This is a genomic window from Vibrio agarilyticus, from assembly GCF_012641465.1.
In the GTDB taxonomy this organism is placed as follows: Bacteria; Pseudomonadota; Gammaproteobacteria; order Enterobacterales; family Vibrionaceae; genus Vibrio; species Vibrio agarilyticus.
Genome location: NZ_JABAIK010000003.1, coordinates 176456 through 198411, shown reverse-complemented (window position 1 = coordinate 198411; position 21956 = coordinate 176456). Strand labels below are relative to the sequence as shown.

Sequence of the window (21956 nt, the reverse complement as noted above, 5' to 3'; positions counted from 1 at the left end):
TTAACAATCACGCAAACATTCAAATGAAATCAATATGTTGTTATTATTTTAAAACCAAGTTAAATCACCCTAAATTAATCAAGGATTGAATATGCTCGCAAGGTGGCTGCCCGAAAACAAAATACTCAAGTGTATGATCCTTTCACTGACCCTATACTCAATCATCGTATTGATTTTTGCTTGGTCTTACGGTTTTTTTTACCTGCCAGATAATCCGCCTTCCGAAAAGCCGTTTTACAAAGCTTATTTCGACAAGCCCAATTGGTATCTCTACCCTATTTTCTATTTGATTATTGGCTTTGTGGTTAAATCAACATGGGCGCGGTTTCAGAATGCTTGGCGACAAGGCGCTGAAAATGGCAAAACGATAATCATCAATAGCCAAGGTGAAAAAGCCGATAAAGACGCGATTCGCTCAATCACTGATAAATTGAACGAATTAAGGCAACTCCTGATCCCAATTGCGCTTATTTTTAGTTTGATTTGGTCCTATTTTGACGGCTATGAAACAAGACAGATCTACTTTGAACATGACTTTCCTGCGCAGTTGGCCTCTGCTGAAAAAGATCCTGACTTCACGGTTAAATGGATTTTTTCCCATTCCGATAAAGATCGAGCGGAACATCTTCCCGCGCCAACATCGCAATTAATTTTTTATATCATGCTAGAAGTTGAACAGTTCTTTCTTATTGGTTTGGGATTTCTTGTCTTGTTCCAAGTGTTACTGCAAATTTTTGTATTTTCTTTTTTAGACAAGCTAAAAATATTTAGTGACACATTCTCAATTGAACTTCGTTATAACAGTGGGGCGCGCGATTTTGGATTAGGGGAATGGAATCGAGCCATTGACCTCTTCTACTGGATCATTTCACTCGGTTTAATCATTACTCTTTTCGTAAAATATTCTCAACCTCCTGAGGCAGCAGATGTCGGTATTGAAATGGGGAAATGGGCACTTGCGGCTCTTATTTTGCTGCCATTTTTAGCCACGATTGCAGGACGGTCGCGCTTTGTGCATCAGCTCGATAAAATGCTCGAAGTGAAAGATTGTCATGAGGCTTGGGAGTTACGCCACAACCAAAGCCCCTGGCCTCTTGAGCCGCAACGAATGCAAAAAGTCGGCTTTTTACTGGCGCTGGCGCTCTATTCCTTGTTTGCAGGACAAGACATCTCAACCTTCATCAAAGACATCGTAGAGCGCTCAGTCTGATCCCTTGCGACAAAACAGCCACTCAACTCTGGTGGCTGTTTTTATCAAACTATTAGGATCTGCTAACCTTTCGCGCTGATTCTTTCAGCCGTTTGGGGGAAATATCTAAAGACCCTAGTAAGCGAAGATCTTCTCTACGTTGGGATACGCCACTTGCTGAATTTTTTGCAGCATTTTAAACCGCATTTGCGATAACGCGGCCTGATACTGCGGTAAATCGGCAACACTCTCAAGTTCTGCTGGATCAGCGGTCAAATCAAACAAAAGTTCTTTACCATCACTGTCACAATAGTAACGATACTGATAATCGCGCACAGAGACTTGTCGTAATCCATTGGGCTCAAACTGCTCGGTAATGATCAAAGATTTATGCTCATCGGTTTCCCCGCGCAGGAGTGGCGCTAATGATGTGCCTTGCAGATCGCGCGCAATCGGGATACCCGCCAATTCCAACATAGTGGGTAACCAATCAACACTTTCAACCAACTCGGTACAAGCTTGCGGACGAATGCCCTTTGGATAATGAATGATAAATGGCACATTGGTGATCACATCTTCACCGGGCATCCCCTTTTGCACTCGGCCATGATCCCCTAAATACTCACCGTGATCAGAGACAAAAACAATAATGGTATCGTCATACTGTCCCGACTCTTTAAGCGTCGCAATAACTTGCCCAACACAATCATCGACATGGCTCACCAGCGCCATATAGTGACGACGAATCTCTTGCCATTCGGTATCGCTAATGCCACGCAGCTTTTCCATGACCACTTCATTTGCGCCAATTTTGGGCAGTGGCATTTCCTCTTGACGATAGAGATCAAGAAAACGCGCTGGCGGATTCACTGGTGCATGAGGCGCATAATAGCCTGCAATGCAAAAAAATGGGTCTCGACTTTCCGCGTGGCGCTGAATGAAATCTTTGGTCAATTCCGTGACAAAACTGCTGTGGGTGAGTCTTTCATCGCCATCAAAAATGAAAGGCGTTTCAGGATCTCGCTTGCGGTCACTGTATTCTGGCTTACCAAATCGTTTCGCTTGTGAAGGTAGCGCGGTGCGCACAGCCTGCAGTTGTTCGGGTGCTTGCTGTTTTACCCATTCCGTATAGGGATCATCGTAGCACCCCGGCTCATCTGAAATCACATATTCATCAAAACCGTAGTCTGGATGAAATTCACGGTGATCGCGAAACGAGTGAGGCAAAAAGTGCAACTTGCCAAAGTTGGCAGTTTTGTAACCGTAAGGCTTGAGACGTTTTTGAATCGTTAACAAGTTTTCAGGCACCACAGGCCCATTACATCCAATACCATGTGAACTGGCATAACGACCGCTCAAAAGTGACACTCGACTCGGGCCGCAAATTGGCGCTTGAGTAAAGTAGTGATCAAATTTCGCCCCCTGCTCGGCAAGCGCATCCACGTTTGGTGTTACCGCTTGCTCATTGCCATAACATCCTAACGAGTCCTTGCGCTGCTGATCTGTAAACAGCAACAAAATATTGGGTCGTTTTAACATTGATTCGGTTTCCTTTTACGCAGTTGTTGACTCAGGTTGCTTGGTGGCATTGCTGCTCTCGCTATCCATCAATTCACCGGGTTGCGCGCTTTTGTTGGCTAATTTGACAAAAGGTAGATAGATCATTACCCCAATGGCGAGGGTACATAGCGCTAATAAACCCGCTTGCCACGCACCACCGGAGGCAAGAAAGGCACCGACACCAACAGGTGTGGTCCACGGCACTAAAATACCTAGTGGTGGCGCAAGGCCAATTGCGGTGATAAACCCAGCAAACGCCAGCATCACGGTCGGCGCCAGCACAAATGGAATAGCGAAAATTGGATTAAGAATGATAGGCAAACCAAACACCATGGTTTCACAAATATTGAACAGACATGGCAGCATCGCGATCTGTGCCACTTTGCGATAATGAATTCGACGTGACGAGATCAAAATCGCAATCAACAGAGCGAGTGACGCGCCAGCACCACCGACATTGGCATACAGATCATACGATAGCCAAGTCACATCATGCGGCAAATCCCACATCGAAACGCCTTCAGCAACCGCGCGCAAGTTATCATCCTGCATCGGTGCAAATAGCATCGATTTCACTCCACCAAGTACCGCACCGCCGTGAATACCAAAAATCCACAACATGTTTTGCAATACATCCACGACCATAAGGCCCCAAATGTTCCCAGCCAAATTGGCCAGCGGCGCTTGAATTAACTGAGTGATAATTTCAGGAACTGAGGTATCATTCATGCGCAAGGTTGCGGCAATGGCGGAAAAAATAACCAGCGTAAATGTCGCGGGTAACAGATCGGCAAACGATTTAGCCACCGCCGGGGGCACTTGATCTGGCATCTTAATTTTAAACCGCTCACTGGCGCCAAAATAATGAAAAATGCGTGTTGCCAAAATGGCTACAAGAACTGCGGCAAACAATCCTTTGGAGCTGACATTCGCGACCGAAAAATCGGGAGTAATAATGTAAAATGCCGCTAATGCCACCAGTCCGGTACCCACAGGTTCTTTGCCTTCTCGAGCGGCAAGCAATGATGCCAACTTAAAACAGGCAAACAGAGCAAACATATTTAATGTGCCGCCCACCAGCAAGTTCGAGACTTCACTCATGAATCGAATCGCAATATGATCGTCGCCAACCCATGCAGGAAGGCCAAAAATCGGATTAAGTACCAATTGACTAAAAAGAATAAAGAAGGAAGCCGGCATGATGATCGGCAGCGTGCTGATAAAGGTATCTCGAATCGAGGCAACGTATTTATTGGTGGCAAAGGCATTAATCCTCGCACCATGTTTATTAAAGAGGTTTTCCAGTGCTTGCATAGAGTTTCACTTTTGGTAAGACATTAATTTTTATTTATTGAGGAATACCGCCGCTCTTTTTGCGCTCAATGCGTTAGCACAGTCAACAACGTTGTTGTGCGATAAAACAGATGAGTGACATCCCTCGAATAGAAAAATCTTACCCCTGAATTTACGGCTTAGCCTAAGTATATTTTCACCAGATTACATATATGTGATCAAAATCAAAACTATATGGTTTTAAATAAAAATAGAATATAGGCCTAAGCGATTGCGACGTTGTCAGGCGATAACGTCGCCAAATGCACCCAAACAACTTAGCGATACAGCGTCAAGTGAAATGGGCCTAGAGCGGGTACAACGCGTTGGAATACAGTGATGATTGAATTGTTAGTGGGTATGGGATTGGGATTTATTATCTCAATGACCGGAGTCGGTGGTGGCGTGTTAATGATCCCCGTATTACGATTTATGTTTGGTCTTGACCCAGTAGCGGCGGTAGCCACGGCTAACCTGTGTTCAATGTTAATGAAAGTATCGTCCAGCGTAACGCACTACCATTTGGGTAACATTCCTCTCAAATTAAGCGCGCTCTTTTTACTGGTCACCGCACCAATGACGATATTAGGCTCCTATCTTGTCACCTACGGTAGCACCACCGCTTATTCGGCATCCATCAATCTTGCAGTCGATATTTTAGTGCTGTTAGCCATGGTTGGCTCATTGGCAGTAATGATATCCAATCGAATTCGTCCTGCCCGTCCCCTGCCCTCCAATGCACCCAATTACTCACTGAGCCCATCACAAGTCGATGCGCAATCTTTTGCGTTCGCTGAATGGCGAAAAATTATTCTGCCCGGATTATTTGCAGGTTCCGTGATTGGTACAACGGGCGTAGGAGGAGGCGTCATTGTCTTGCCAATATTAACCCGCTACCTTGGGCTCAATATCAAACAAGCGATTGGGGTTTCAGTAGGTGTCACCATGCTACTTTCGGGTTTTGCAGCATTAACTTATGGCCTTGGTGGACAAACTGACGTTGTGCTCTCTTTACAACTTTTTGCTGGCAGTATTATTGCGATTCCAATAGCTCACAGAATCATGAGAATAATACCCGCGACTAAACTCGATACAATCACATTAATATTAGTGTTTATCAGTGTTGGCAGTATGTGCTGGGAATATCTTCCAACAATAAAATAACCATGGTGCGAACGCATTTACCCCAATCACATAGCTTCTCTATGCTCATGGGGTTTTGCTTATGCGATATAATGTGATGATCAGGAAATAAAAATCAAACCAACGCTTCTGCGTCCACACTCAAGAGCGCTTGAATCTCTGCCATTTGATCTGGTGTCATCGGCGCTTTATCTAACGCAGCAATATTCTGTGATAGCTGCTCGACCGTGCGGAAACCGGGAATCGGAATATTACGCTGGCCATTGGCCCATAACCACGCCAGTGCACCTTGCGTTAACGAGCGATCATCTGCGGTGAGAATATCGCGAATCGAGTCAAGGCGATAAATCAGCTCTTTTGAAGGCTTACCATCTTTGAAATATAACATCCAATCCGGCGATACTTTTCGAATATCTGATTCGGATAATTCATTCCCATCGCGGTATTTACCACTAAGTAATCCCATCGCTAATGGGCCACGGTTCACGCCTGCAATTCCTTGCTGTTCGCACATTTTTGTCATCGCGGTATTCGGGCTAAGTACGTTACTCTCAAACTGAACTGAAACATAGTGATCGCGCTTAATGAGCGCTTGCGCGTTGTCAACATCATCCGTACTCCAGCCATAACTGCGAATTTTGCCTTGTCTGACAAGGTCATCCAGCGTATCGGCGACCACCATCACCTCTTGCTTATCATAATCCCCAATGTGGAAATAATAGATATCAAGATAATCGGTGTTTAAACGACGCAACGAGGCATCACACATCGCCACAATTTCATCAGGTTTTGAAAACGCACCTAGCACTTGTTTGGTCTGCTCATCGGCATCAAAACCAAATTTACTGCTCAATATCACCTTATCACGGCGGCCTTGAATCGCTTTTGCAATAACCTTTTCGCTATGGCCTGCACCATAAATATTCGCGGTGTCGATGAAGTTTATTCCATTATCAAGCGCAAATTGAATAGCTTGAATTGAAGCATTGTCATCAACCTTGCCCCAACCCAGTGGTTTATTACCTTCCCAAAATTCGCCGCCAATCGCCCAGCAACCCAAGCCTAAAGGTCGGACATCAAAATCACCTATTTTTCTGTTTTGCATCGTTCGATTCCCTTTGATACGCCATATTTTGTTTATTTGACATTTATTTAACAATATCACCACGATGAATATATGAACAATTGCGTTATTTAATACTGATTTTCTCCTATTTAATCACTGAGGTGACGATCACATCTTTACTAACAAAAAAGCCATTTAGATCAAAATAACGAAATTTGGTAATGGCGATAAAAAATTAAACAACAAAATATCACAAAATAGATGCTAGAAATAACATGAATACAACCATTCACCCTGCAAATAATTAACATATAATTTTAGGACACTCTGAGCATATGAATAACGTAACCCTCTCTCACAAAAGGTATTTAATACCTCCAAACCTTGCTTTTTTTACTGCACTGCTCGCTCTATTTAGCAGCAGCGCTTTCGCCGAGATTGAGACTCGCATAGACATCGGCTCTCCCGCAAAAGTGCTGGCCGAAGATAATGGCTGGACAGGAGACTGGGCTTATCTTTGCGTTGATTCTCACTGCGCCTCAGCATCACTTCTCGACGGGTTCTGGCAGCGAGAAGTTAATGAGAAAACGATTTCTGAAGGAACGAGTTATCAAGTGCAATTGAAAGTACAAGATAACGCGTTATCTCAATACATTTCACCGCTATACACTGTGGTTGCCGGAAGCAATAGTGAGGACAACGGTGGCGATAATGGAGGAGATAATGGCGGAGGTACAGAGCCTCCGATTGATAGCCCACCCAGCTTGCAGTCCAGCGTCTCTCCTACATCGGTGATGGTTGGTGATGTCGTCACATTATCCGCCAGCGCTAGTGCATACAATGCCAGCATTCGCGAACTGACGATTGAACTGCGCTCACCCAGTAATCAAAACTTACTCAGTGAAACCGTCTCAGGCAGCAGTGCTGCATGGCAATTTACCCCACAAGAGGTGGGTGTTTACACTGTGCGCTATTTTGCTTTAGACAGTAATAATTTGAGCACGCAACGTGAAGAAACGATCCAGGTGCGCAATGGCGTCAGTGCTGGCGATGGCGCAGTGGTGGTCGAAATTGCTGAGCGCTATCGCGTTAGACATGAATTGTCCGGTAATGATTTTAATAACTTTAATGTCGAATATTGGGAAGGTCGATTTGGCTCATTCGTACTAGAGGACTATACGCCATCGAGCGCAGCCCATCTGCGCCAAAACGCTTGTGGCACCAGTGAGCCATGTGTCGTGGTCACACTCAACAGTGCCATTCCGGTGGCAATGACCGATGTATTTGGTCATGAAAAATCGTGTAACCAACAGACGCCAAATTGGCGCTATCACAAAATTTATGGTGATGAGACCAACTTCATGTATGGCTATGTTATGGACGTGGTGTTAGCAGACGGTACTGTGATTCCTGCGTGTCAAGCCACACGTAACCAACGTGCCGAAGCCACCACTTGGCGTGCCATAATGCAGCGTTGGCCACATATTAATCGCCCATTTGAAGCGGGGGCTCAGATTGAATTTGAGACAACGATTAGCTTTAATCGAGCGCAAACCACCGGTGATAATGTTAACTACTACGGTCAAACGTTTCGCTACGTCTTGGGCCAAGGGCTCACCGTCAACAATCGCGATGGCGCTATCGGCCCTATGGGGGTTAACGACGCATTTGCTCAGCTAGGCGGTGAAACAACCGTGCCCCACCTTTCCGAGACCGGAGGTGCGCAGCCGAGATTGAGTTTCATGCAGCACGCTTACAATTTGTCGCGTCAACACGTGCAATCATGGCTGGATGGACGCCGTTTGATTCACACCGACTTTAACACCGGCGCGCATGTGGAAGAGTTACTTCCCGGGCCACAAGCGATCAATGGTAATTTGCCATTTGCTGAAATGGCAGGTTTAACCAATAACCCCATTCAGCCGAGCTGCACACAATGCCACAATCTTAATGGTGTCGGCGATCTACAAATGCGCCAAGCGGTTGTACCACCCAAAATGATTGGAATGGGATTATTGGAAAACATTCCGGCGGCAACCATAGAGCAATGGGCAGCGGAAAATGGCGGCTTGATCAACTATGTCACGGTCAATGGCACGCGCCAAATCGGGCGTTTTGGTTGGTCGGCGCAAACCGTTAGTGTAGAGCACCAAGTGGCTAAAGCACTGCACGATGATATGGGTATCGGTTCAAGCTTTGAAGGTTTTGGACCTGCAACAATTGCCGATAGACATGTCGACGATATGGTGACTTACACCAAACTGGTGGCGGTTCCAACGCCACGGGAAAATTTGACTACCATGCCTGGTCACACGCGTTTTCAGGAATTTGGCTGTAATACTTGCCATAAAATGACGGCGCAAACCGGCGTTGATCCTCAGTTTGCTGAACTCTCCAATCAAACCATTCATCCCTACACCGATTTGCTTCTACACGATTTAGGTGAAGGGGCGTTTCGTACCGCGCCATTGTGGGGCTTGGGACTTTCAGGTTATGTAAAATCAGGTAATGCAAACGCCCTAACACTGATGCACGATGGTCAAGCCACCAGCATTGATGCGGTTATGTCGCGCCACAATGGCGCAGCGCAAGACCAATCCAGCCGATATTTCAGCGCAAGCCAACAAGCGCGAAATGAGCTCATCGACTATTTGATGGCGCTGTAACGCGCATCTTTTTAACGCAAAAGCCAGTTGCTTGTCGCAACTGGCTTTTTATATATAACCCTCTTGTTTATGCCGACCTTGCAAACGGCCAATAACAGTCAGGTTCAGATACAATGGTGCATCATTATTAGCGTGGGGTCAGCCCTAACGCTTCCAATGCTAATTTAAAGTTTGCTCGGCGCTCTTTCACGTTGTGCACTTCACCAGTACTGCACACTAAGTCAGGACATCCGCGGTTAACAATGCCAGAGACATCATCAATAAACTCAGTGCCAACCATGCCACCATCAACGTATTTTTTCAGTTCATTATGGTAATTCCAATTGCCGTATAACCCACTCTCGTCAGGATAATTTTGCACCGAAGTAACCCAATAAAAGAGCCCTGCAATCCATTTTATTTCGGCGTTTTCTTCTGAACTGCAAATCAGTCCTGGATTCGAGCAGAAATCAAGCTCAGCGTACAACGGGTTTGCTGGTGGCGCGTCAACCGTCACCCCATCAATTGTCTGTCCTATCGAAGCAGGGTCGACATGAGAGCGGCCCAGATAATGATTTAAGGTACCAAAGTTTTGGCGACCCGTAGTCTGAATAACACCACGTCCCCACCAGCCGCAGCCTTCCACGCTGTCTTGGCTACTGCCGTCCCAGATAAATTTACCCGCTTTTTGGTCAACGTACACTTGGCACTCGTCACGCTCCCAAACTTGTTTTGAAGTGTCAACTGTCGTGGGCACTTGGTTACAGTGACCGTTGTTGGTCCAGCGACCAACGTGACCATTAACCAATAATCCCCGCTCTTCTAATACCGCATTCGGCGCGGCAAAAACTGGGGCTGGGGCACCGTACCACTTGGCATGTGTAAGCGCACTGACTTCCATCTTATTATCACGAGGGCAAGAGTAAGCATGATCGCGTCCAGAAATCGGATGAACACCATAATCGGCGTATTTTTGCCCTAACTGACCGCAACTGGCTGTCATTGGATAATCGGTTGCAGCGCCATATCGCACTTCAGACCAGTTGTTTTCATCACACGCATTATAGCGAATGGTTTCTTGCATGCTTTGGGCAAGAAACGCTGCGATGGCGACTTTTGCGTATTTGATATTGGTTTCATCATCGGCATCTTTATCAATCAGCCAGAATTTGTTACCCGCGACACCAATGTTGTGCATCGAATTGAGGCCTTCTAAAAAGTCAGCCCACTTATAGACCGTTGATGGAATCCATTGCGATTGCGGCGTTTCGTACAAAAACGCTTTGTTGTTCATTATGTCTTCTGCGGCAATGAGCTGCTGATTTAACCGCGCAATGGATGTTAATGGCGTTTGCTCTGTCGCCTCTTGCACATAATACAGGGGAATTAGCGCGTTGCTATATTCGTCTAATTTGGCATTAAGCTCTGCGCTCTCTGTATCAAATTGCAGCGCGAACACATTGCTATAAGCCACTTTGCGAAGCTTCCGCTCTGCGCTCGTTGCGCCCATAAAATAGCTCAATGCTTGCTGAGTCGGAATTTGACTGAGCATGGCCGGTTTATTAACAAAGTCTGACACTTGCTTGACGTATTCTAAAGCGTTGTGCCACTGCTCCTCATTCAGAGCCGCAGTACGGTTTGATTTTGTGAAAGCGATAAAATCAGCACTTCGTTCATTTTCAGCGCTATACAACTCAAGCGTATGCAGTGATTGGGCCATATCTTTTGACGCTTTATTCCAAACTGACTGACGACCAGAGTGAGACTCAAAGGCAAATTCGCCGATTTCCACCGACCACCCAAATAACGCTTTAGGTGCAATGCTCGAAATAATCAAGTGGTGCGCTTGCGCCCAACCTTTGATGTCATCGGTTAAAGCTTCTATCGCGTCAGTATCGATACGACTGCCAGTTTGTATTGCGGCGCTCATCAGTGATTGTTTTACATCAATGGATTGGCTTAATAGCGCTTTGTCGGCTGTAATACGATTAAGGACATCACTGCGCAAGACCAGGGTTTCAGTTTCAAATTGCTCGGCGCGTTCAATAAGCGCCACAAACCCTGCTGTTAAGGCAACTGAATCTGCCAATGCTTTGTGATCAGTCACGTTAACAGTGACCACATTCAAATCATGTTGCGCAGCGCTCATTACCACAAGCTTACTTGGCCAACCCGGCAGCGCCAAACTCACTGGATCGGCTCGGTTAGGCAGTGAGATCAAAGGCGCAGTCCCAGCCTCAGTACCATCACAATTTAAGTGATGTTTCCAAGAGTCATCACTACCTGGAACAGATTGGGTCCAATAAGACGCAACATAGGCAATATTTTCAAACACCATAATGTCGCCACCAGTTGCATGATTGCCCCTTGGCCAATCTGGATACAGATTAAAACCATCACACAGCGAATCTGGCGCTGTCACGGGCGGCTCAACAACCTCTTGGACCGAAACCGAAATACGTGCCTCACTGCGCAAGTTTTGTGCATCCACTGCGACTGCATCGAGCGTAAACTGACCTGCTTGATTGGCTTGCCACTGACAGTTAAATGTCTCTTTTTGACTACCATCAAACTGGCAAAGTGTTTCACCATCAACGCTAACCAGCACCTCGTGTAAATCGTCATTCTTGTCCGTTGCGTTAAGCGTGATTGTGACAAGCTCACCTTTATCGATGCGAGCACCGTTGGTTGGTGTTACAAAACTCACTTGAGGTGCGACAAAGTCCTCACCTGCGTTGCGCTCTTCAATGACAATGCTGACAACATCTTGTTTTAGAACTTGATTATCTTTATCAAACGCTTTGATTTGCACTTTGGCCTGCCCTGCATCCTTAGGCGTCCAGTGGTAGCGGTATTCACTCTGATCCGCAGCAATCAATTGCTCGCTTAACGTCTGGTTATTCGCAAAAAACACCACTTTGGTCGCATTCGCTCCAGTAACACGCGCGTGAATTTCAATTGAGCTGCCTAATTCAATAACTTGATTTTGGGTAGGGGCAAGCAAGTCCAGCGTGGTCTCTTGCGGCTCTTCGGGTTCGTCCGTATCAGTGGGACATTGTGAAAGATCCCAGAACCAAGAACCCGACGCGGGCGTTTCCCACACACCTGGATTATTTTTTGCAATGAAGCACTCATCTTGATACTTAACAAGATCGCCATTTTTTACTTTGGTCTGACCCGGAATAAACAAGATTGCCTCACCCACGTCTATTTCGGGATCCGTTTCAGGATCGGTATCAGGCTCTGTGACCGAGTCACATGAGGTTGTGTCCCAAAACCACGAGCCGGCATTTGGCGTTTCCCATACTCCAGGATTGTTTTTAGCAATAAAGCACTCTCCACCATAGGACACAACAGCCCCGTTTTGCACTTTGGTTGTGCCCGGAATAAATTCGGTTACTTGCGTTGCTGCAAACGCATTAGAACCTGAATAGAAATAACCGCTCAGCAATATGCTCGATATTGCTAACGTTATTTTGTTTATTTTTTTCATTATATATTCTCTTTTTTATTAGATGAATTGAGAAAGAATCAATCAAGTAGAACGTTAAATAAAAACCTATACCCTCCCCCACTTATAGGTTAAATAAAGTCACTTCATGTATAAATCCAAGCCAGATGCTATCAAAAAAAACTTATAACTATTGCTCATTTATTCAATACCATGATCTTTATCCAAAGAAACTTTTTCGAATACTCGTTGTATTATATTCGTCAATCGGCTTGTTATTTTTCCTCGATCCATATTGGAAATATTGAAGCAAACCGATGGTATGAATTGATTATGGAATTAATGTCAACATATTGACATGAAAATGAAAGTATTACGCAATCTTGATTTAATAAAACTAAAAAACCCGTCGCTAGAAGCTAACGGGTTTATTTTGATTTAATATTTGCGCTGTTTTCTAATTAATCAAACAACAGACCACTTTATTACGACGGACAAGACGCAGCGCCAACGTCAACCCAAACCCCAGCGACCCCAGGCTTATCTCCTTTTGTCCACCATTGCGCTTGCCAGCGTTTGCCTTGCCAATTAACCTCATCGCCGCCGTTATAAACCGCTTCTATACTCCAAGGCAGCTCAACAGTGCTAAGCAGTTCCCACGCTTCATTTGCTGGAGTCGGCTCGTTTCCTTGTACCCACCATTTTGCTTTATAAACTAAACCTAGATGGCTAACTGGCGAACTTGTCTCGGTATAGACTTTATCAGATTGATAAGCAGAATATTGATTCGCATTGGGATCGATCGCCTCACACTGACCACCATCTTGTTGGTTATTTTTTACCGTAATAGTCACGCTCGAGCTCACCATATTCTGCGCCTCGTCAATCGCCTCAACTTGCACAGAAATGGGGGTATCATGTGTAACGGCTGGCGCATCAAATATAATGCTGCGCTGGTCATGAGCGACTGTAAATGAAATATTTTGGCTGACTTGCCAATTCAATTGTACTGCATCATTTTCTGGGTCACTCACCGTGGCGTGTACTTTCACTCCAATGAACTCTTCATTAACCTCTTTTGGCGCGTGCAGCACCACTTTTGGCGCCTGATTACTATTTGTTACATTGGCGACGATAGCGACAGTGTCTTGCGCCGTTTTACCCTCTGCATCTGCGACAGTTAACGTCAAGTTAAACACCTGGCTACGCTCCAAAGCGGGAACTTGCACTTGCGTCGTTTCAGCATTTGGCGCGCTGAGTTGCAATGGAATATTTGACCCATCCGTTTGCTGCCACTGGTAACTGACAATTCCTTTATCATCACTTGATTGGCTTGCTGATACAGTAATGGTAACGGCCTCAGTTGCCTCTACCTGATGATCCTGACCAGCGTTAGCGATGGGTGCACGATTACCATTAGTATCATCGATAATATCAACATTAAATTTACTAGCGACGCATTTGGCATAATCTCCTTCAATAAATGAAGAATAAGACCCTTGGTAAGAGACAAGCTGACATTGGTAGGTTCGCCCATCACTACTTTCGGCATCCCACCCCCAATTTTCTTCCCAGAAAATATTCAGTGCGCCGGCACCACCGTCATCAAACTGTTTCATTCCTTTACACCCAAGCACCTCATTAGGCGCAATCGGCACGTTAAGGTGCTTAGCAAACTGACGATAGTAATCAATGCGATTTTGCGACTGAATATGCTCAGCACTACCACCACACTCAACCCCGCCATTAATAATTTGCGTCGTTACACCAAAGCCTGGTACTAAGCCATTTTGCTTATCTCGCTCATTCGGCTGCCATGTACCATCAATCACATGCAGCATGCTTGGCTTTGGTGGTTGTGGGTAAAGGTAAAAAAATACCGCACTGGCAAGGTTTAACCACGTATCTGCAACCAGCTCGGGTTCATTCAACAGTTTCTCCACATTGCCGTATATCGACTGAGAAAATGGCCCATAGTTGTAATTGTAACTGAGCTGTTTCGAGCCACGGCCGAAATAGCTTTTATTGCTTCCATCCGGATTTTTACCGCAAGGGTAAGCTTGTCCTTGCCACGTTTGTGGATCGCACAGGCCATAGCCACCGGAAGTGGTTTCTTGCCAACCAATTTCACGTAAATAATAGAGCCCCTGACGCCACTGAGGGATTTCACTATATGCATTGTGACCACCGGTTTCCTGCGTAAAGTGGGCAAACATGGTCGCCAGCGTCTTACGACAGATAGCATCGGCATCTCGCCCATCGCTGTAATCGCCACACAACGCTGGATACTTGGCGACCGCTTTAAGAAAATTCAGGTGAGTATAGGCTGGATCGCGCTCGGCAAATAAATAGTCCCAATCTTGCTCAGATACAATACGCTCAACGCGCTTTACATTACTTGGGTTATTTGGATGATGCGGTGTAATGGCTTCAACAACTGCATTATCGCGAGTTTGTATGGATGTCATCACCAATTGGTATGATTCAGACTGCGTAGCAATAATTGCAGCTTCGTCGGCCAAAACTTGACTAAGTGGAAGCTCTTTAAGTGGTGTTCCGTTATTAGCAAATGCACTTGGCACTGCGATAAACGCGGTGCAATAAATTGCTAAGCGAGAGTCAATCAATGACGTCATAATGTCCTCATAAGCTATGATGCGCCCACGATGAGTTTCAATCACTAGCAGTAATAATAATATGCTGCCAAACTATACGCGGAGCCAAGAAAAAATGTCGCTGAAATATAAAGTGATTTCGAGCACTTATGTCATAGATGCGTCAGTAAATTAAACGATTTATGTCATAACTAAACTTATTTGGAATCAATCGCCCAATTGATGAACAATTTGATAAAAATAAAAACAAAGGAATCAAGATCATGTTTTTATATTATTAACTGTAATTTATCCCTCTTACTTAAATCTATTCACTCTGTAAAAAACAGGTCTAAATCTGAGCCTGCGCCACTAATAAAATATTTAAGAACACAAATTATGGAATCAACATCAATATATCAACATATACCCAAATGATTTGGGTATATACTATTTTGGTTTAATATTTTGCCATTTCAATCATCAAATAGCATATTGACCGCAATCGAAAGCAAGGCCAAACCGAAAATTGGCAGCAGCACACCAAGCGGCGAGCGCTCAATATAAGGTAGATTTTCTGAGATCAATAATCCCCACTCAGGTGAGGGAGGCTTAACCCCCAAACCAATAAAACTGAGCGAGGTTAAACTCAGCGTGATCACTGGCCATTTTAGCAGTGCGTGTCTGATTAAGGGCGGCAGCACATACGGTAGCAAATAGAAGCGCAGTATTCGCCACTGACTGGTGCCCCAAATCGGCGCAAGATACGTGTAAGGTTGCGCTTTGGCTTCGACTAATAAACTGGCGCAATGCGCGGCCAGCGGTGCCCAAGAAACCAACACAATGGCAATTAATGCGCTGTTTGAGTTCATCCCGGTGAGACCTGCAATAAGCAGCCCCGCCACAATGTATGGCACGCCTTTGGTGATCTCGATAAAACCTTGGCTAAAACGCGCAGCAAATCCGAAAATTAACCCCAACACCAAGCTTAACAGTGTCGCAATCATGCCCATTTTAATCGTCGAGATCATCCCTCCCCCGACTCGCGCCAGCAGATCTCGCCCTACAGCGTCGGCGCCAAATGGCGCGGCGAAACTCGGTGGCTCCAAACGGGTAAATTGGATGGTATAGGGATCGCGAAGCAAAGCCCATGCGGCGCAGACAATCAGTAGTGCAAAGAGCGTGGCACTAATGGTTCGTTTTATCGGATTTCGCGTAAAGTGAAATGTACTGTGACTACTGACAAGCTTGCCACTGGTCACTGCGCGCCCTAATACAAAGCGCTGCAATAAAATACTGGCACCGCTTATCAGCATCGAAAACACCAACAGCACCAACAAGCCGCCTTGCAGCATAGGTAAGTCTTGTGATTTTGCCGCGCCCAGAATCAATCGCCCAATGCCGGGAATCGAGAACACCAACTCCACCGCAACAGCGCCGCCGGTTAAACCGATCACCGTCATCGCGATTTGTGGCAACAAGCTGCTGAGGGCGCGCCACAGCGCAAAACGCACAACTTGACACTGACTAACGTTTGCCGAAAGCCAAGTGATCACCCACGGTTCCTCAAGCACACGCTTCAAACTGTCATTCAGTAAGCGCCCAAAGAGCCCCGCAGCAGGCAGCGCCATCGCAAGGCTCGGCAGCCACAGATTTTGCGCGCTTTGCCAACCATAAGGAGGAAACCAACCCAACCAAATGGCAAAGACCATAATCAGCAGCGATGCCACGACATATTCGGGCAACGACACCAACACCGAACTAAAAGTGCCATGATGGGCCAATCCAGACTGAGTCAATCGCCCCTGCTGCCAACGCCACGCGGTATAAAATACACTGACAGCGCAAAACATCAGAGCAAGACCAAGCGCTGTTACCATGAGTAACAGCGAGGTTTTGCCCGTTTGCTGCACGCTCTCCATCACCGAAGCCCCGCTCACCCAGGAGACACCTAAGTCACCTTGCATTGCAAGTGTCAGCCAATCCCATAGCCGCTGAGCCGCACTGCGATCAAGTTGAAGATCCTCACGAATGGCTTGCAGCGCTTCTGCTGTAAGCAATTGCTGCGCGCCTGCGCGAGCGCGCAGTATCGATTGGCTTGGGTCAATGCCAGCAATATCAGGCATTAATCCCACCAGCACCACCACAGTGCTAAGTGCCAGAAAGCGTGATAACAACAGAGTCAACCAGATCGGCATGCCAATACGGTTATGAGAGTGAAAGCGATCAGCAGACCACATAGAATTAGTGGGCCTCGGTAAATTGGTCGACAAGGCGACGCTCACGAGGATCGCGCTGTGCGTTTTTCACACGCTCGCTCTCCCCCTGAATTACACGCTCATGCAGCAGCGGGATCGCCGCGTATTGCGATAGAATTTGATTCTCCGCGGCAATGATGGCTTGCTGGCGCTTCTCACCAAGGGGCTGCAGATCGGCATGCTTCAACGCGGCATCCACCTCTTCAGAGCAAAACTGGCCTAAGTTATAAGAGCCGTTACAACTAAAGTCACTTTGCATGTACGCCACAGGATCGCCCGAATCAAGCACCGTAGCGCGTGATAACAAGAAGGCATCAAACTTGCCCGCCAGCGCATCATTTTCAATTTGCGCGTATTCACGCACATCAAGTTCCACCACAAATCCCGCCATTTTCAGCTGCTGTTTAAGTAACACAGCCACCTCTGGCAATTCTGCGCGGTCAGTAAAGGTTCCTATGGTGATCTTCTCACCATGAGCGCGGCGCAGCTCCATTGTCTCGAGGCGCGGATTCATTTCACGCGTCGGCTGCGCCCAGGCCAAAGCAGGCCCTAACAAACCGTGCGCCAAATCGGCATGATCCTCATAAACGGTTTTGATGATCTGCTCGCGGTTTATCGCCTGAGCAGCCGCTTTACGCAGCGCAAATTGGCTAAAGACCTTTGATTGGTTATTAAGATAAAGGGTGTTGGTACGCGGCATAGCGACTTCGTGCAGCTGTGATGATTCCATCATGGCGATCTGCGATACAGGCACCGCTTCTACGACATCGGCTTCACCAGTACGCAGCGCCGCGGCGCGCGCAAAACCATTTGGCACATATTCCGCAATAATGGTATCCACTTTGGCTTTTTCACCCCAGTAAGCATCAAAACGACTTAGTTTTGCGCTGGTAGTCCCATTAATTTCGGTTAGAACAAAGGGGCCGGTACCAGCATTGATTGGCACCACTCGACCATTTTCTTGGTACGCAGATCCTGCAAGAATCGCCAACTGAGGGCTTGATAAACGACTCGGTAACAGAGGGTCATTAAACGAGGTTTTGATTTCGACGACCATCGCGTTCAACGCGCGCACTTGCCACTCAATGCCATCCAAAATTCGTGGCTTAGGCGCCGCGTTCAATGCGCTTTGCAATGAGTGAACCACCGCTTGCGCATTGAGAGCAGAACCATCATGGAAGGTGACGCCGCCACGTAAGGTAAATTGCCATGTCAACGGGTCAACTTGCTCCCACTCTGTTGCCAACATGGGCTCGGCAACAGACTGCGCATTTAAATTCACTAACGTTTCTGCCGTGCTCCAACGTGACAATTTAAATGCGTCATCTGAAAGTGGCGATAAGCCCGTACGTGGTGGTTGCATCATAGCAACGCGAAGTACTTTTTCAGCAGGCATGGCACCATTAGCGTGCGACTGCGCTGGCGTGTCGGTTGAATCAAAACAGCCGGTCATCAAGGCGCTTAACGTCAGCGAAAGCGCTAACTTTGAAAAATTAAAGGGCATAACAAACCTCTCCTAGGTTTTTTGTCAATTTATTATTGTGATGTTGAGCGTTCAATAAGGCTTTGGTTACCGCGTGCACGGGCTGGTTCATCACCTGATGTGATGGTCCATATTCCACAACGCCGCCTTTATTCAACACGAGAATTTCATCGCACAGCGTTTGCGCGGCATCGAGATCATGCGTGACCAAAATCAGCCGCATCTGCCGCGTGCGTTGAATGCTTGCGAGTAAATCAAGTATTTGCTGGCGACTGACCGGGTCCAAACTGCTTGTCGGCTCATCGGCCACCAGCACACAAGGCTCAGTAATTAGGGCTCTCGCAATCGCCACGCGTTGCGCTTGGCCCACCGAGAGCTGCTGTGAATTTCGCTCAAGCAGCGAGAGATCCAGCCCCACATCCGCCATTACCTTGGTCACTTTTTCGTGTTGCGCTTGAGTGACACCAATGCTCATTAGCGGCTCAAGTAGGATCTGAGATACCGAATAATAGGGGTTCAAGCTGGTTTGCGGCTCTTGCGGGATCAGTTGAATGTGCTGGCAAAGCGCGTGACGTTGCTTTGCCGTGCTACGCGAAAGCGGGTAACCACACACATAGACTTCACCCGAAGTAGGTTTGCGCAGACCAAACAAAAGCTCAATCAAAGTCGACTTTCCTGCCCCCGACGGCCCGACAATGGCGATATTTTGCGTATCGATAACCAGATTCAACCCGTGCAGCGCTTTATACGGTTTCCCACCTAACCAGCGAGGCTTCGCGTAATGGTGAACACAAATATCCTCAAAGCGAACTTGAGCAGAGCGAGTTTGGCTTTGCTCGTTCATTAGATGCTTACTCAAAATAATCTCCAACGCACAACGAACACACGATCACCCTACTAACGCCAAGTGAGACGGGTATAACTGCGCCAGTTGTTGGCAGAAAGGATGCGAACTTTGCAAAATTGCTTTTTGTGGTGGGCCGTAGGCGACCATGGTGTGGTCTGCAATCATCAAGATCTTGTCACAGGCGAGCGCGGCCGCAAGATCATGGGTTATCAACACACCGCTGATATTTCGTTGGCAAATGCTTTGGTGAAACAGGTTCAATATTTCACTTTCGGTGATAGGGTCGAGTGCGCTGGTTGGCTCATCGGCGATAACAAGATTCGAGCTCCCCAGCAGAGCAAGAGCAATACAGATGCGCTGACGCTGACCACCAGAGAGTTGACTCGGATAATGGGCTAAGACGCTTTGTGGGTTGGTAAACCCAAGCTGCGCCAACAATGACACCACATCAACCATATTCGCCGCAGATAAGCGCGTTTTGTTGCTCGTTAGCGCCAAACTCAGTTGCTGCTCAATCGAGGCCAAGGGATTGAGCGCTTTTAAGGCATCTTGAAATATGATCGCCGGACGCTGAGACTTAGCCCGTTGCAGCAATGAAGTTTGCCCAACTTCGACGCCATTAAAACAGATACTGCCATCCATTCGAATATCTGCTGGCAAAAAGCCCGCTACCGCTTTTGATAGCATTGACTTACCGATACCTGAAGGCCCCATTATGGCGAGGCGCTCACCTTGGAAAAGCTCAAAAGAGATCCCCTCAAAGAGAACGCGCTCTGAATCACTCAGGCTAAGATTATTAACAGACAGTACAGGTTGAGACTTCACGGCATGATGCAAATGTAACTTTATAACATAACAATATTATCATGCCGACGTGTACAATAGAATCACTCTGAAGAGGTATCCGCCAGACATTTCTGTTTTACCTGACCAAGGTATGGGAATAAGAACAAAAAACGCCCGATATAAAACAGTGTAAAAGCAAGCCACAAACCGCCGTTCCCCCAGTGAGGCACTGCGATAAACTGAGCGGCTAAAAACACCATCAAAGTCAAAAAGGTCGAGTTACGCACCGGGCGTGTCGTCCCTGTACCGGTAAAAATGCCGTAAAACGTGAGGCCAAAGCCCGCGGCTAGCGGAAATGCAAGCAACCAAGGGCTCATCTCAAGATAGAGTGCGACTAAGTTGGGCAGGGTCGTAAATAGGGTGACCAGTTGATGCTTAAATAGCGCCAGAAGTAACGTTAGAACAGCAACGAACCCCAGTGTCCATTGAGTGTTTAATTTAATCACCTGCTTAAGCAATGTATCGCTCTTTTGCCCAACGGCTTTGCCCGCAAACACACTCGACGCATTAGCCACACCATCAAACAAATAGCTCACAATGAAAGTGACTTGCATCAAGATGGCATTGGCCGCAAGAACATCGGCGCCAAGTTCAGAGCCGATACGTGCCATCATATTGAAAAACACCAACAGGCATACGGTGCGCAGCAGTAAATCGATATTAGATGAGGCGATGGTTTTCAGATCGTTACGGGTCATTTTCGCCGTTTGAATATGGTCAAACAGTGAAAAGCGACTGGTTTTTAGCACCAAAACCACACCAATCACAAAGGTCGAAATCTGTGCGATAAGGGTCGCCACAGCAACGCCAGCAATGCCCATATCAAAATAGAGTACAAAGAGAAGATCCAAAACGATATTGAGCAGGTTACCAAACACTTGGGTAAACAAGGTCTCTTTGGCTTTGGCTTGCCCCATCAACCACCCAATTAACACATAGTTAAGCAGCACAAACGGCGCGCCGAAGATCATGATATCAAAATAGATTTTGGCGTTTTGTCCCACGGCTTTTTCAGGTGCAATCACCCATTCAGCGCCCTGCCAAATAACCGATTGCAGCGCGATGAAGATCACGCCAAGAGCCAGCGCCAACACAAAAGGACGAAATAAACTGCTGGCTTGATCTTTCGCGCTATTTTTACCTAAAGCAATGGCACTTTGGCCTGTCGTGCTGACGCGAAAAAAACCAAACAGCCAATACAGCGTGTTCATCACCACCGCGCCAATCGCAACGCCGCCAATCAGTTCAGCAACGCCCAGTTTGCCTATCACCGCAGTGTCTACGGCGCCTAAAAGAGGCTGAGTCACGGTTGAGACAATAAATGGAAAAGCGATCGTAAAATAATCTTTATGGGTCAGATTCATCGATGGTACAACTCGGTTCTTATGAAGCGCTGGGCTCACAATGCTGCCTCGCGCCTCGTCCGCCTCAACTCAAGTGGCAACGAGGCTAATTAAACGCGCAAGGTGGCAGTGTTCATGCAAAATGGCTGCTGAATGTAAACGAGAATCGATTAAGTTTAAAGCCTTATTCGTGGATTTA

General features: G+C 46.7%; 13 protein-coding genes. 3 read left to right on the top strand and 10 right to left on the bottom strand.

Annotated elements, in window-relative coordinates:
- Nucleotides 1–91: 91 nt before the first annotated feature.
- Nucleotides 92–1210 (top strand): hypothetical protein, encoded by a 1119-nt coding sequence (locus tag HGP28_RS04485; RefSeq protein ID WP_168835251.1) that lies wholly within the window; start codon nt 92–94, stop codon nt 1208–1210.
- A 114-nt stretch (nt 1211–1324) separates the two neighbouring features.
- Here HGP28_RS04485 and HGP28_RS04480 read toward each other — a convergent pair whose 3' ends face one another.
- A complete protein-coding gene (locus tag HGP28_RS04480) occupies nt 1325–2728 on the bottom strand; it encodes a sulfatase family protein (RefSeq protein WP_168835250.1) in 1404 nt (467 codons plus the stop codon).
- 15 nt (nt 2729–2743) lie between these two features.
- A complete protein-coding gene (locus tag HGP28_RS04475) occupies nt 2744–4063 on the bottom strand; it encodes a PTS sugar transporter subunit IIC (protein WP_168835249.1) in 1320 nt (439 codons plus the stop codon).
- Nucleotides 4064–4420: 357 nt separating this feature from the next.
- Here HGP28_RS04475 and HGP28_RS04470 point away from each other — a divergent pair, with 357 nt between their 5' ends.
- Nucleotides 4421–5245 (top strand): sulfite exporter TauE/SafE family protein, encoded by an 825-nt coding sequence (locus HGP28_RS04470; protein WP_168835248.1) that lies wholly within the window; start codon nt 4421–4423, stop codon nt 5243–5245.
- Between the two features lie 94 nt (nt 5246–5339).
- On the opposite strand, the gene HGP28_RS04465 is transcribed toward HGP28_RS04470, so the two are convergent.
- Complete coding sequence (locus tag HGP28_RS04465; protein ID WP_168835247.1) at nt 5340–6329, bottom strand: aldo/keto reductase; 990 nt, start codon at nt 6327–6329, stop codon at nt 5340–5342.
- A gap of 296 nt (nt 6330–6625) precedes the next feature.
- Here HGP28_RS04465 and HGP28_RS04460 point away from each other — a divergent pair, with 296 nt between their 5' ends.
- A complete protein-coding gene (locus HGP28_RS04460) occupies nt 6626–8956 on the top strand; it encodes a family 31 carbohydrate-binding protein (RefSeq protein ID WP_168835246.1) in 2331 nt (776 codons plus the stop codon).
- 127 nt (nt 8957–9083) lie between these two features.
- Here HGP28_RS04460 and HGP28_RS04455 read toward each other — a convergent pair whose 3' ends face one another.
- The 7 genes from HGP28_RS04455 to HGP28_RS04425 all read right to left on the bottom strand — a co-directional run bounded on the left by HGP28_RS04455 (nt 9084) and on the right by HGP28_RS04425 (nt 21778).
- Entirely contained in the window at nt 9084–12428 is a 3345-nt protein-coding gene (locus HGP28_RS04455; protein ID WP_168835245.1) for an Ig-like domain-containing protein, read from the bottom strand.
- 443 nt (nt 12429–12871) lie between these two features.
- Nucleotides 12872–15022 (bottom strand): chitinase, encoded by a 2151-nt coding sequence (locus tag HGP28_RS04450; RefSeq protein WP_168835244.1) that lies wholly within the window; start codon nt 15020–15022, stop codon nt 12872–12874.
- Between the two features lie 434 nt (nt 15023–15456).
- A complete protein-coding gene (locus tag HGP28_RS04445; protein WP_168835323.1) occupies nt 15457–17178 on the bottom strand; it encodes an ABC transporter permease subunit in 1722 nt (573 codons plus the stop codon).
- Nucleotides 17179–17224: 46 nt separating this feature from the next.
- The gene (locus HGP28_RS04440; protein ID WP_168835243.1) at nt 17225–18742 is read right to left on the bottom strand and encodes an ABC transporter substrate-binding protein; all 1518 of its coding nucleotides are present in this window, start codon (nt 18740–18742) and stop codon (nt 17225–17227) included.
- Nucleotides 18732–19565 (bottom strand): ABC transporter ATP-binding protein, encoded by an 834-nt coding sequence (locus tag HGP28_RS04435; RefSeq protein WP_439333834.1) that lies wholly within the window; start codon nt 19563–19565, stop codon nt 18732–18734. Before HGP28_RS04435 ends, HGP28_RS04440 begins: the two co-directional genes overlap by 11 nt.
- 45 nt (nt 19566–19610) lie before the next feature.
- Entirely contained in the window at nt 19611–20393 is a 783-nt protein-coding gene (locus HGP28_RS04430; protein WP_168835241.1) for an ATP-binding cassette domain-containing protein, read from the bottom strand.
- Nucleotides 20394–20455: 62 nt separating this feature from the next.
- Entirely contained in the window at nt 20456–21778 is a 1323-nt protein-coding gene (locus tag HGP28_RS04425; protein WP_168835322.1) for an MATE family efflux transporter, read from the bottom strand.
- Nucleotides 21779–21956: the final 178 nt, after the last annotated feature.